This is a genomic window from uncultured Parasphingorhabdus sp., assembly GCF_963975735.1.
GTDB lineage: Bacteria > Pseudomonadota > Alphaproteobacteria > Sphingomonadales > Sphingomonadaceae > Parasphingorhabdus.
In genome coordinates this window covers 55,592-68,635 of sequence record NZ_CAXBIA010000002.1, presented here as the reverse complement: position 1 = coordinate 68,635, position 13,044 = coordinate 55,592, and the positions used below count along the sequence as shown (strand labels likewise).

The window sequence follows — 13,044 nt, the reverse complement described above, 5'->3', positions numbered from 1 at the left end:
GATGGTGGCGGATTTGAAACTTGCCCGTACCGCTACCCGGCAGAGTAAAGAATCAAGCCTTCGGCTCATAGCCAAATGCATTTTCTGCCAGTTTCACCAGTTCGGGATTGGCCTCCGGCAAATCCTTTGGCAATGCCGCTTCCAGCGTATCAGCGACATGAGTCAGCGCCGCGATACGTGCGGATTTCTTGTCATTGCCGTCGATCACCTTCCAAGGTGCCCAGCGTGTGTTGGTATTTTCGAACATGTCATGCATCGCGTCGAGATAGTCGTCGCGCTTTTCCCGGTTGCGGAAATCCTCGGCGGTGATTTTCCAGCGTTTGTGCGGCGTGTCGAGCCGTTTGGTGAGGCGTTTATCCTGCTCTTCTTGCGTCGTATGAAAAAAGAGTTTCACCAGATTGGTGCCGCCGTCGATCTGCTGCGCTTCAAACTCGTTGATCTCGTCATAGCCGCGCTTCCATTCCGTCGCAGTGCAGAAACTCTCGACCCGTTCGACCAGCACCCGGCCATACCAGCTGCGATCAAACACGCCAATTTCCCGGCTACCCGGCAGTTTCTGCCAGAAGCGCCAGAGGAAATGCCGATCTTTTTCTTCCTTGGTCGGGGCTCCAATCGGCCATACATCATAATAGCGCGGGTCCCATTCCCCGGTCATCCGGCGGATAGCACCGCCCTTGCCTGCCGCATCCCAGCCTTCGAACACAAGGATCGACCGGCTGCCATGGATGATATGCTTGAAATGAATATGGGCGAGCCGATCCTGCAGCGCTTTCAGTGCATCACCATAATCACCATCAAATTTGTCGCCGGATTCATAGTCGGACAGTTTTATGGTCATTTGTGCTCCATCGTCCCGCAATTGCCCCCGGGTTCCAGGGTTGGTAGCTGCATTCGTCGCTGCCCGATCCTCGGGGAACGCTCCCATGTAAGCTTCGCGATATACTATAATACATCGAAATGAACCAACCGGTTAACCCTGTTGGTGCGCTTTAGCTTTCGCGGTGCCCCGACTGCCGTAATTCCCATTCATCCAGCGCTCGCCGATGGGCGTTCGTGCGGTCTAGCGATTGGGTCACTTCAAGCTTTCCGGGCGATAGCCTGTCCGCCTCTTCATAGAGATCCAATGCCGAATCGAGATCGCCGCGCTGTTCCGCGCAAAGAGCCCGATTGAACGCCAGCGAGATATGAACCTGCCCGTTCTGGGCTGCTTCGTCCCACATCCGGCAAGCCTCTGTGGCATCGCTCTTGGTCATCTTGATCGCCGCCTTGAAGAAATCTCCTTCGACTTTGGTCATCCCCTTGCGACTTTCCAGGATTCTAACTTCTACACGATATTCTCTCGGAGCCAGATCATCGCGGATAGCGCTGGCAGTCTCGGATATCATAGACCGGATCACGGACTCGCTGCTCGCAAAATCCTCGTCATCGCCGAGACATACGGTCTGTTCCCTATTATCCGGAAAGCTCTCCGTATAAATGCTACGGCCATCGCTATATCGCGTGGCCCTGACCTGCGCCCGGAAATCGATCTTGCGGGTCAGGCAATCAACCTTGATATCTTTATAGGTGAGACATTTGTCCTTTTCACCGCGCTTTACACAACGCCGCCGCTTCGCGACGGTATCATATTGCTCGACGCCTGCGGTAACATTACCCGAAAGGCTTGCATCTGAGTCCACCGCAGACGGTCCACCGATAACATCAAAATAGGGCTGACCAAAAATTGAGACCGCCGAAAGACTGTCTTCCAGTTCAAACGCTAGCGCACGACCGTCCGGGCCACCAAAACGCCCGATTGAAATGGACTGAATTTCAGCGAATTCCGAAGAGCTGGCCGGCGTCATCCCTTCGATCATCAGAACCTCTGCCTGCGCGGCGGTAGAAAGGCCGGTGAAGGCCATCGTGGCCGTGATCGCTGCAGTCAATAATCTGTTCATGTCCATCCCCCCGAAAGTTGGTCGTTCACAAATATCGATATAAATATGAACGGAACATTAGCCGCTAATGATCAGTTCCGCAATCCGCTTTGGATCCTGCATCGGCATGAAATGGGTAAGATCGGGTAGATAGATGTCGGTACCATGCGCAAAATCTTCAGCCAGACCGGGCGGCGTCGGCGAGCCGGCAAAGTCAAAAGCGCCATTCCGCTCGATCTGCGGCGCCCGCAAGACAGTGACCGGCTGTGTGATTTCGTCGATCAAAGGCCAAGGATCAACGGTGGCGCTGGTCGCATAGACCGACGCTTCGGTCTGTGGCGGACAGGCCAGTCGATAGTCGCCCTGCCCGTCCGGCAGCAGGCCATATTCGCAATAATCGCGCAGCACCGCCGGGTCCCAAAGCTTGTACGGATGCCGGTCCCTGAAACGTTCGAACATGGCATCCGGACCGGTCCAGCTGTTGCGGCGCTTGGCAACCATCTCGTTGGTCGCGCTATAATCAGGAGGATTTTGATAGACTTCCCGTTCCATGATCACCGGATCGATCAGGACAAGCCGGTCCAGCAGATCAGGATGGCTGGCCGCGACCTGCACCAGACAATGACCGCCCATGCTGTGTCCCGCTCCGGCCGCAAATCGGATCCCGAGCGATTGCACCAGTTCGGCAGTCGCGCCCGCGACATCGGTCCAGTCGGTGATGATCGGTGCGGCGCTGCGTCCGTGGCCCAGTTGATCGACCGCGATAACATGCGTCCCGTCCGGAAATGCCGCGACGACCTGGTCCCAGCAACGGGCATGAAAACCGGTTGCGTGGAGCAGCAGGATCGATGGACCATCGGCCGGCTTACCCCATTCGAAATAACAGATATCGCCGTGGGAAGACGCGAAATGATGTTGTTCCGGATTGATACTGGTCAATTTATAACTCCGTTCGTCTCGAGCGAAGTCGAGAGACATGGCCTGCTTCCCAGCGTGTCTCGACTACGCTCGACACGATCGGAACTGGCTATAGTGTTGAGGCTAGCCCTCCTTGGGTGGCTCGACCACGCGGATATGCAATTCGCGCAGCTGCTTGGAGGACACCGGACTCGGCGCGCTCATCATCAGGTCTTCGGCCTTTTGGTTCATCGGGAACAATACGACCTCACGAATATTCGGTTCGTTCGCCAGCATCATCACGATCCGGTCGACCCCGGGAGCCGAACCACCATGCGGCGGCGCGCCATATTTCAGCGCGTTGATCATGCCGGAAAATTCGGTGTCGACCTGATCCTTGGTGTAACCGGCAATCTCGAACGCCTTGTACATGATGTCGGGACGGTGGTTCCGGATCGCGCCGGAGGACAGTTCGATGCCGTTGCAGACAATATCATATTGCCAGGCAAGAATATCGAGCGGGTCCTGGTTTTCCAGCGCTTCCAGCTCACCCTGCGGCATCGAGAAGGGATTGTGCGAAAAGTCCATTTTCTTCAGCTCGTCATCATATTCGAACATCGGATAGTCGACGATCCAGCAGAATTTGAATGCATTCTTGTCGATCAAGTCAAGCTGTTCCGCTGCGCGCGTCCGTGCCAGACCGGCTAGCTTCGCGGCTTCGGCTTCCTTGCCCGCAGCAAAGAACACACCGTCATCAGGACCACAGCCGAGATCAGCGAGCAGTTTCGTCGTGCCTTCTTCACCATGGTTCTTGGCAATCGGCCCGCCAGCCGCGCCTTCCTTCATGTTGATATAGCCGAGGCCAGCGAAACCTTCACCGCGCGCCCAGTCATTCATCGAGTCAAAGAATTTGCGGCTGTTCTTGCCCGCTTCCGGCGCGACAAAAGCGCGCACGGTGCCGCCGGTCGAGGTGATCTTGTCGAACAGACCGAAACCGGAGCCCTTGAAATGCTCGCTGACATCCTGGATGATGATCGGGTTGCGCAGGTCCGGCTTGTCATTGCCATATTTCAGCATCGATTCCTTGTAGGGAATGCGCGGAAATTCACCCGCCGGGGTGACCGAGCGGCCATTGGCAAATTCTTCGAACACGCCAGCAAGAACCGGCTCCAGCGTCTGGAACACATCTTCCTGGGTGACAAAGCTCATTTCGAAATCGAGCTGGTAAAATTCGCCCGGAGAACGATCGGCGCGGGCGTCTTCGTCGCGGAAGCAAGGCGCGATCTGGAAATAGCGGTCGAAACCGGCAACCATCAGCATCTGCTTGAACATCTGCGGGGCCTGCGGCAGCGCGTAGAATTTTCCGGGATGAACGCGGCTCGGGACGAGATAGTCGCGCGCGCCTTCCGGGGACGAAGCGGTCAGGATCGGGGTCTGGAATTCGGTAAAGCCCTGTTCGGTCATCCGGTTGCGCAGACTGGCGATCACCTTGGAGCGCAGCATCATATTGGCGTGAACAGATTCGCGCCGCAGGTCGAGGAAACGATAGCGCAGGCGGATATCCTCAGGATATTCCTGTTCGCCAAACACCGGCATCGGCAATTCGTCGGCAGGGCCCTGCATACTGACCGTATCGGCCACCAATTCGACATCGCCGGTCGGCAGATTCTTGTTCACCGTTTCATCATCGCGGGCCACAACCTTGCCGGTTACCGTGACCACCGACTCAACCCGTGCGCCGTCGAGCGTCTTGAACGCCTCGCTGCCGGTTTCGCTGACGATCTGGGTCAGGCCGAAATGGTCACGCAGATCGACGAACAGCAGATTGCCGTGATCGCGCTTGCGGTGGATCCAGCCGGACAGACGGACTTCCTCGCCGACGTGCGAAGAGCGGAGCGCGGAACAATTGTGGGTGCGATATGCGTGCATGATGGACCTTCGGAATTGGGTGCTTTCCTAAATGGAAAGATTGGAGGCGTAACACAGGTCTACGGGCCATTTGTCAAGGCTTGAGATTGCCCTGACAGGCTGTGCGCCGCACTGGATGGGGAGTTTTGGGAGAGACAGGGCCATCGTCATAGAAAGTTCCCAATCACGGACCGGGAATTCGTGGTGCGGCAGATCCTTCATCAAACGCAATATATGGATATACACTATTATCTATATTCGCCTCAAATATAGAAATTTCCGTTGCCTCGGCAACATCCAGTAGGCGGGCACGGGCTTTGATCGCTTTTGCCGGCACGATATTGGCTGGAGTGAAGTTGAATGTCCGCAAAGTTGGTGCGTTTCGCAAATACTCGCTACAGCAACGGACAAACGAACCGAAAAAGGACATAGATATGCGTGCATGGGCCCTGAAGAGTCGTCCCGCCGGTACCCCGGTGGCTGATAATTTCCAGATGGTAGAGTCAGCGGATGCTCCGCTTGCCGAAGGCGAATTTCGCATCACAAATAGCTGGCTGTCGGTTGATCCCTATATGCGCGGACGGATGAATGACGTGAAGAGCTATGCGCCCCCGTTCGGTATCGGCGAGCCGATGACCGGCGGCGCGGTCGGCACGGTGACAGAAAGCAACAACGCCGATTATCCGGTCGGATGCAAAGTGCTGCATATGGCGGGTTGGCGCGACACGGCTGTCGCTGGCGGCAGCAATCCTCCCGAAGGCGGAATGCCGCCGGTGAAACTTCCCGATCTCGGTGTTCCCGATCAACATTGGCTGTCCATCATCGGCATGCCCGGAGGCACGGCCTGGTTCGGCTTGCTGAATGTCGGCGCTGCCAAGGAAGGCGAAACCGTCTTTGTGTCCGCTGCGGCTGGCGCGGTTGGGTCCACCGTGACCCAGATAGCCAAAGCCAAGGGCATGACCGTAATCGGGTCAGCCGGTGGCGCGGACAAATGCGCATGGGTCAAAGAAATCGGCGCGGATGCCTGCATCGATTACAAGGCCGGCCCGGTATTGCCGCAATTGCGTGCAGCCCTAAAGGAACTCAGCAAATCCGGCGTTGATGTCTATTTTGACAATGTCGGTGGCGAACATCTCGATGCAGCGCTGGCCTGCGCCAACGAACGCGCCCGTGTGGCGATTTGCGGGATGATCGACGTCTACAACGATCAACAGCCGCAATCGATGCAATATCTGACCATGATCATCGGTCTGCGCATAAAGATCGAGGGCTTCCTCTATCCCGATTTTGCCGCGCAAGTGCCTGAATTCAATGCCGATATGGCTCAACTGATTGCATCGGGCGCTGTGAAGGGCCGCGAGACGGTGATGGAGGGGCTGGAAAAAGCGCCGGACGCGTTCATCGGGCTGTTTACCGGCGCGAACACGGGGAAGATGCTGGTCAAGGTATAGGGGCGCCGGCGAACGGAGGTTTGATTGACCGCAACTATGTCTATATCTTTCGCATCAGGTGCGTCGAATAAAGCCTAGATCAAGCCGAGTTTCACAAGTTCGTCATTGGCAAAAACCTGCCGGTCGGCCGGGTCCGGCATCACTTGCGCCTGCGCCCATTTCCAGTTGGCGAAATTCTGCTCGTAATCCCGCTTCACCCGCCGTTCGTCGAGATTGTTGGTTTTCCCCCAGTGGCGGGTGAAGGCAATCCCCGCATCATCGAGCGCCTCGACGACTTTCTTGTAGCCGTTGTGGCTGGATTTGACATTCGGTCCGTCGAAGTCGATCACGACATTATCCGGCCAGTGCGCCGGCGCGAGCAGGCCCTGGGCTTGGCGCACGAAACGCAGGGTGACGACTGTGCCCCCTCCCCCTCGCCGGAAACTATCGATAATTAAATCAAAGGCTTCGCTAAGCTTACTACGGTCCATTGTTACTGAACCGTTGAACAGGCTGGCAATCGGAGCATGTTCCTCGGTCGTACGCCCCCAGGTGGCGATAGCCGGCGGATCATCGACATCGCGATTGTCGGGATAGGCCTGCTCCATCGCCAGCTGCAATATCTCTCCTTTGAACCAGTCACTTTCCGCCATAGCCTTGCCAAGCAGGGTCAGGGCGTCATAGCCGGCGCCCATGTCCCCCGGCGGTGGCGGCGGGATGCTGGCGTCATAAGGGCGCTTATACAGAAAACGCAGCAGGCTCTTTTTGTCGAAAGGATCAAAAGGGTTCAGTATAAGCTGTTGGAAATAGGGCTCTTCCTCCAATCCAAATTCGCAGGAAAATTTCGTGAATTCGCCACGGCATAGCCAGTCGATATGCTCGCGCTTTATCTTCGCTGCCTTCTGGATATTCTGCACCATATAGATCGGATCGGTCTCGATCAACATCGCGGTGACAAAGCCCATCGCACCGACATGAATCTGGGCGGCGGCAAATATCCGGTCATCGCGGATGATCTCCGAACCGGTCTGCGCGATGAACGCATCCGAAAGCACGGCTCTGCTGGGGGATATCCACAATATCCGGTCAGGTGTCACCAATTGCACCGCCCTGACATGATCCTGTATACCGCCCGCCTGCCAGACGCTGCCGTGCGTTCCGGTGGCACAGGCCCCGGCAAAGCTCTGGCCATTGCTGGCCCCGCCTGTCCGCAACGACCGACCTATCTCCTCCGCACTTTCATAGACTTCATCGACCGTCGCACCGGCCTGCACCAGCAGCAGAGCTTCGGCGCCGAGATCGCAATCTTCATGCAGATCTCTGGCCGACAATTTATAAGTCCGGTTGAGCCGCAAAGTCTCGACCAGCCAGCCGTCTTCAACCACATTGATCGGCGACGGCGACCAGCCCGCTCCGATCGGTCGCACCGGGATCTGACAGCGTTTTGCTTCCTTGAGCAGAGCCAATACCGTTTCTGCCACGCCCTTCAGATGCGCCCGGCCATTTACCTCTTCGCCGTTCGCCAGTTCAATCCGGTCCTTCAGATTGCACGCTGCAGTTTGATGATAGTTGGTCCATATTTGCTGACCGAGATGAATGACCCGCGCCATCAGGCTTCTCCCACGTCATGGTCGCCCGCGTAACAACGATAGGCGATACTCACTTGCCGGACGAAACCGAAAGTTACCAGGCAGATCAATATCGCCTTGCGGGTCATGAAAAAGCGCATGTCGTTGATACCAAGCTGCGAACAATCATCGACTTGCAAAGATCGTCCGCGCCGCGAGGCAAAGCCCCAGGCTAATATGGTAATTTCTATAGTCTTTCCGCCGATCGGCCGTGGATCAGCGACGGCCAGACAGGCGTCACCGCAAAGCGACATTGCCTGTCCAAGCACCAGCGCTACCAATATCGCTATTAGAATCAGCGACCAAAATGCCATGGTTTCCCCCTCATTTTTATCCTGCGTCCACGAATTGTTTGCGCGATGACCCGCCCGCTGTATAGGACAAAAATGCACATCCATAATTTGCTGACCGACAATCAGGACATCGCCGATATCTGTACCCGCTTCGCGACTGCAGATTTCGTGACAGTTGATACCGAGTTCATGCGCGAGAATACCTATTGGCCCATTCTCTGCCTCATCCAGATTTCTGACGGCAAGGAAGCCGCCGCAATTGATCCGCTCGCCAAGGGCGTTGATCTCGGGCCGCTGATGGAATTGCTGGTCAACAATGAGAATGTGCTCAAGATTTTCCACGCCGGCGGACAGGATGTCGAGATCATCCATAATATTACCGGCAAGACCCCACATCCGATTTTCGACACCCAGATTGCGGCGATGGCGATCGGCCAGAGCGAACAGATCGGCTATGCCAATCTGGTCGACAGCTGGCTTGGCATCACCCTCGACAAAGGCGCCCGTTTCACCGACTGGTCGCGCCGTCCGCTCAATGCGAGGCAGCTCGAATATGCAATTGCCGACGTCACCCATCTCGCCGAAATTTTCCCGAGGATGCTGGAAAAATTGCGCGAAACCGGTCGCGGCATGTGGATCAACGCCGAGATGGAAAAGCTCGCTGACCCGGACAATTATGTCAATGATCCGGAGAAATCCTGGTTACGAGTCAAGTCGCAAGGACGAAATCTCGACATGCTCGGCAGGCTGAAAGCTCTTGCCGCTTGGCGGGAGCGCGAAGCCCAGTCGAAGGACCTGCCGCGCGGACGGATCATGCGCGATGAAACTTTGGCGGATATTGCCGCACACCCTCCCAAGGATCAGAACAAATTGGGACAAGTCCGCGGTCTTTCCGCTGGCTGGAAAAACAACGATATCGGTGCCCGTTTGATGGATATTATCGAACAGGCAGAGCCGCTGTCCAAGGACGATCTGCCGCTTAAAATCGGCCGTCGCCCCAAAAATGGCAAATCCAATGCGCTAGTCACTGATCTGCTCAAATTATTACTCAAAATTCGTTCGGCCGAGATGAACGTCGCATCCCGCCTGCTGGCCCGCGCAGACGATCTTGACCGCATCGTCGCCGGAGAACGCGACGGTGTCGGGCTTCTCGAAGGCTGGCGCTATGAAGAATTCGGTCGCGATGCATTGGATCTGGTCGAAGGCCGGGTGAGCTTCACGGTCAAGGATGGGAAATTGAAAATGACCCACCATCAAGAGGGTGACGCACCTATAAGCGAATAGCTGCGGCGGCGAACTAGACTCCGGTCATCACCGGTTCCAGCCCCATCATATTCGCCAGATTTGCGTGCCGCTTGGCTACCGCATCGCCGTAAAGATCGATCAAATCACTGGCAACCGTAAGCTCCAGTTTCTTGCCCGATTTCCGGATTTCCGTCTGTTCGAGCGGATTGCGAGTCCCGCCACTGAGCCGCTGCCCCAATCGCATGGCCAGCCCCCAACATATCGCCCGCTTCGTTGCCTGTTCGTCGGCAAGCTGCCCGCCACCGGGGAAGATATAATTGCCGCCGCCAAAACTGGTAAACAGCGCCTGCCCCAGCATCTCACGTTCCGAGCCGGTGATACCGACCCAGTTGCCATGCAATCCAATCTCCAGCCCGCGCTCAGCCCGAAAATTGGGGTTCGCGCGCCAGGCAACATCGCCCAGATTGCAGGCAGCCTGACGAATACGATGCCACTCGGCCGGATCGTCACAAAAAATCTCGCTAATCCACTCTCCCAGCAATTTGCTGTTCGCCGGGAAACGGGCTTGCGCCGCTCCGGCGTCTTCAGTCGCCAGCAACAACGGGTCATGCGCCGCTTCATGCTTGGTGATGTTCTGGAACAACAGACCTTCGCGCACGCCATATGCGGAAACAACCATCTTGCTGCTGTTCAGATAACGCACGAGCATGGACAGCAGCCATGCGGCATCATTGAGCGTCGGGATGCGGGATGCCGAAAGACCTGGCACGCTCTTAAGCTTATCCCTGTTCAATTGAGCCAGCCGCCTGACCAGCCGCTGCGCGCGCCGAGGTTCCATCTCGTAATTGTGGATGACCGGGAGCGGGTAATTGCTGTCGAACATATCGAGCCGGGCCAGCGAACGCCAGGATCCGCCGACGAGATAGAAAGGCAGTTGCTGCGCCTGTTTCTCCCAACCGGTCTTTTTGAGCATTTTTCGTATCTGCGCCTTCAAACCATCCGTATTCTTGGCTCGCAAATCCGCAACCCTGAACACCCCGAGCGGGAAGGAATAACGGTCGAGCACTTTGCCCTGCCTGATCATCGCCAGTTCCAGGCTTCCGCCACCAAGATCTCCCACGATACCGGTTGCGTCGGGCATGCCCGAAACAACGCCCAGCGCTGCCAGTTCCGCTTCTTCCTCACCCTTTAGTACCGCCACGTCGTAGCCGATCTTCCGCGCGGCCTTCAGCAGGTCATCACCGTTGCTGGCATCGCGCACAGCAGCCGTCGCGAAGGTCAATATACTATCGACTTCCATATCCGTGCACAGGCGATGGAAACGCTTCAGTCCGCGCACCGCAAGCGCCATCGAATCCTCGCCAATCGCACCGGTTGTCGACAATTCCCGCCCCAGCCCGGCCATGACCTTTTCGTTAAACAGAGTAGCGGGAACCCTTGCAGGCCCTTGATACACTACTAGACGGATAGAGTTGGAACCGATATCCACAATAGCGGTACGCCGGTTGGATTGCCTTTTTTTCGTCTGCGCGGAAGTGGCAATTGATCCTTTTTTTCCAGGGACGTCGGTCACGCTTTATCCTTGCGGCGACGCAAGCTGAGCCGGGGAACAGCATTGCTTTTCTTAAGCGCCTTGCCGCGTCCGGAGAGAGATGGGTTGGTCATAAAATAGCGATGCAGGTTGAACGGCTTGTCGGAAGGTTTCACTCTTGTGTAGCTGCCGTCGGCATTTAATTCCCAACTCTGTTCGTCATCGATCAAATTCGCCACCATGACCTGATCCAATATCTGGTCATGAACGGTCCTGTTGGTGATCGGCATCATATATTCCACGCGCCTGTCCAGGTTACGCGGCATCCAGTCGGCCGATGAAATATAGAGTTTTGCTCCGTCATTTGGCAACTCCCTGCCATTGCCGAAAGCCCATATGCGACTGTGTTCCAGAAAACGGCCTACCACCGATTTTACCCGGATATGGTCCGACATGCCCGGCACATCGGGCCGCAGGCAACATATGCCCCGAACGACCAGATCAATTTCGACCCCGGCATTGCTCGCCTGATATAATTTCTCGATCAGCGCCGGATCGACGAGGGAATTCATCTTCGCCCAGACCATGCCCGGCTTGCCGGAACGAACATTGTCGATTTCCTTGTCGATCAATCCCATCAGGTCTTTGCGCATATTCCGCGGCGACATGGAGATCAGCTCCAGCTCCTTGGGTTCGACATAGCCGGTGATATAATTGAACAATTGAGCCGCATCCCGCGCGGCCCGGGGATCTGCTGTAAAAAAGCTGAGATCGGTATAGATTTTTGCAGTAATCGGGTGATAATTTCCGGTACCAAAATGGCAATAGGTACGATAGCCGTCCTGTTCCTTGCGCACGACCATCGATATTTTCGCGTGGGTTTTCCATTCGATAAACCCGTAAACGACCTGCACGCCGGCCCGCTCCAGCGCGCTCGCCCAGAGCAGATTCTGCTCTTCATCAAAGCGCGCTTTGAGTTCAACGATCGCGGTTACCGATTTACCTGCTTCCGCCGCGTCAATCAGCGCCCGGATGATGGCCGATTGCTTCCCAGCGCGATAGAGGGTCTGCTTGATCGCCACGACGTCCGGGTCGGCAGCGGCCTGCCGCAAGAATTCGATTACCACCTCGAAGGATTCATAAGGATGGTGGACCAATATGTCCTTGTCGCGAATGGCGGCAAAACAATCACCGCCATGATCGCGGATACGCTCCGGAAAGCGCGGGCTATAAGGAGTGAATTTCAGATCCGGACGGTCTTCGTCAACCAATATGTCAAGATCGCCGACACCGACCAGACCGTTGATGCGGCTTTCGGTGGCACCCTCGTGCAGCAAATGTTCGCGTAGCATTGCGACCACTGGCTCGGCGAGTTTAGGTCCCATTTCCAACCGGATCACGTCGCCGCGACGACGGCGTTTGATCGCGCTGCGGAAATAGCGCACGAGATCCTCGGCCTCCTCCTCAACTTCGATATCGCTGTCGCGAATGATCCGGAACAGACCGCTGCTTTTTACGGCATAGCCTGGAAATAGAATATCCGAAAATTCCTGGATCGCGGTCTCGACCGAGACATAGATTGCCGATTCGCCCGGCAAACGAATGAAGCGAGGGAGACCGGAAGGGATCATCACCAGTTCCCTTATGCCCTGATTATCCGACTCCCTGACCAGATCGAAAACCAGGCTCAACCCCTTGTTGGGAATGAACGGAAAAGGGTGGGCCGGATCAAGCGCCTGCGGGGTCAGAACCGGGAATATCTGGTCCAGAAAATGCTGCCTGAGCCAGGCCCTGGAATCGTCCGTCAGTGCGTCGACGGTAGAAACAAATATATCTTCTTCCGCCAAGGTTTTAGACAAAGCTGACCACACGCGCTGCTGATGTTCGAGCAAAGCGTCCGCACGGATCGCTATGGCATCCAACTGTTGCGTTGGGGTCAGACCATCGGCCGAACGCTCCTCGATTTTCTGGCGATATTGCCCCACCAATCCGGCAAAGCGAACCATGAAAAACTCGTCGAGATTGTTACCGGAAATGGACAGGAAACGCAGCCGTTCGAGCAATGGATGAGCACTATTTTCGGCCTCTTCGATGACCCGCTCGTTAAAGCCCAGCCAGCTTATTTCGCGATTAAAATAGCGCTGACTGGCATCTTCCGAGAGATTACCAGTGCCGCCGAGCAACATATCCTCATTG

General features: G+C 56.2%; 10 protein-coding genes. 2 read left to right on the top strand and 8 right to left on the bottom strand.

Annotated elements, in window-relative coordinates:
- Nucleotides 1-52 precede the first annotated feature (52 nt).
- The 4 genes from AACZ86_RS03905 to aspS form a co-directional block, all read right to left on the bottom strand.
- Nucleotides 53-838: a polyphosphate kinase gene (locus tag AACZ86_RS03905; RefSeq protein ID WP_339689476.1), complete on the bottom strand. Its 786-nt coding sequence runs from the start codon at nucleotides 836-838 to the stop codon at nucleotides 53-55.
- Nucleotides 839-989: 151 nt separating this feature from the next.
- Nucleotides 990-1,937, bottom strand: coding sequence for a hypothetical protein (locus AACZ86_RS03900; RefSeq protein WP_339689473.1), 948 nt, complete (start codon nucleotides 1,935-1,937; stop codon nucleotides 990-992).
- A gap of 57 nt (nucleotides 1,938-1,994) precedes the next feature.
- Entirely contained in the window at nucleotides 1,995-2,855 is an 861-nt protein-coding gene (locus tag AACZ86_RS03895; RefSeq protein ID WP_339689471.1) for an alpha/beta hydrolase, read from the bottom strand.
- Nucleotides 2,856-2,957: 102 nt separating this feature from the next.
- Entirely contained in the window at nucleotides 2,958-4,742 is a 1,785-nt protein-coding gene (gene aspS / locus AACZ86_RS03890) for an aspartate--tRNA ligase (protein ID WP_339689470.1), read from the bottom strand.
- A gap of 413 nt (nucleotides 4,743-5,155) precedes the next feature.
- On the opposite strand from aspS, the gene AACZ86_RS03885 reads away from it, so the two are divergent.
- Nucleotides 5,156-6,172, top strand: a complete 1,017-nt coding sequence (locus AACZ86_RS03885) for an NADP-dependent oxidoreductase (RefSeq protein WP_339689469.1) — start codon at nucleotides 5,156-5,158, stop codon at nucleotides 6,170-6,172.
- 74 nt (nucleotides 6,173-6,246) lie between these two features.
- On the opposite strand, the gene AACZ86_RS03880 is transcribed toward AACZ86_RS03885, so the two are convergent.
- The gene (locus AACZ86_RS03880; RefSeq protein WP_339689468.1) at nucleotides 6,247-7,761 is read right to left on the bottom strand and encodes an FAD-binding protein; all 1,515 of its coding nucleotides are present in this window, start codon (nucleotides 7,759-7,761) and stop codon (nucleotides 6,247-6,249) included.
- Nucleotides 7,761-8,093 (bottom strand): hypothetical protein, encoded by a 333-nt coding sequence (locus AACZ86_RS03875; RefSeq protein ID WP_339689467.1) that lies wholly within the window; start codon nucleotides 8,091-8,093, stop codon nucleotides 7,761-7,763. The genes AACZ86_RS03880 and AACZ86_RS03875 overlap by 1 nt, the downstream gene beginning before the upstream one ends.
- A gap of 72 nt (nucleotides 8,094-8,165) precedes the next feature.
- Between AACZ86_RS03875 and rnd the strand changes: the two genes are divergently transcribed.
- On the top strand, nucleotides 8,166-9,356 hold the full coding sequence (gene rnd, locus AACZ86_RS03870; protein WP_339689465.1) for a ribonuclease D: 1,191 nt from the start codon (nucleotides 8,166-8,168) through the stop codon (nucleotides 9,354-9,356).
- Between the two features lie 13 nt (nucleotides 9,357-9,369).
- On the opposite strand, the gene AACZ86_RS03865 is transcribed toward rnd, so the two are convergent.
- Together AACZ86_RS03865 and AACZ86_RS03860 are read right to left on the bottom strand one after the other, a co-directional pair.
- Nucleotides 9,370-10,890, bottom strand: a complete 1,521-nt coding sequence (locus AACZ86_RS03865; protein ID WP_339689464.1) for a Ppx/GppA family phosphatase — start codon at nucleotides 10,888-10,890, stop codon at nucleotides 9,370-9,372.
- Nucleotides 10,887-13,034, bottom strand: coding sequence for an RNA degradosome polyphosphate kinase (locus AACZ86_RS03860; RefSeq protein WP_339690235.1), 2,148 nt, complete (start codon nucleotides 13,032-13,034; stop codon nucleotides 10,887-10,889). The genes AACZ86_RS03865 and AACZ86_RS03860 overlap by 4 nt, the downstream gene beginning before the upstream one ends.
- Nucleotides 13,035-13,044 lie beyond the last annotated feature (10 nt).

Excerpts from the sequence above, each read along its gene's own strand:
- AACZ86_RS03905 (WP_339689476.1), bottom strand. The coding sequence starts at position 838 with ATGACCATAAAACTGTCCGACTATGAATCCGGCGACAAATTTGATGGT.
- AACZ86_RS03900 (WP_339689473.1), bottom strand. The coding sequence starts at position 1,937 with ATGAACAGATTATTGACTGCAGCGATCACGGCCACGATGGCCTTCACC.
- aspS (WP_339689470.1), bottom strand. The coding sequence starts at position 4,742 with ATGCACGCATATCGCACCCACAATTGTTCCGCGCTCCGCTCTTCGCAC.
- AACZ86_RS03885 (WP_339689469.1), top strand. The coding sequence starts at position 5,156 with ATGCGTGCATGGGCCCTGAAGAGTCGTCCCGCCGGTACCCCGGTGGCT.
- AACZ86_RS03880 (WP_339689468.1), bottom strand. The coding sequence starts at position 7,761 with ATGGCGCGGGTCATTCATCTCGGTCAGCAAATATGGACCAACTATCAT.
- AACZ86_RS03875 (WP_339689467.1), bottom strand. The coding sequence starts at position 8,093 with ATGGCATTTTGGTCGCTGATTCTAATAGCGATATTGGTAGCGCTGGTG.
- rnd (WP_339689465.1), top strand. The coding sequence starts at position 8,166 with ATGCACATCCATAATTTGCTGACCGACAATCAGGACATCGCCGATATC.
- AACZ86_RS03860 (WP_339690235.1), bottom strand. The coding sequence starts at position 13,034 with ATGTTGCTCGGCGGCACTGGTAATCTCTCGGAAGATGCCAGTCAGCGC.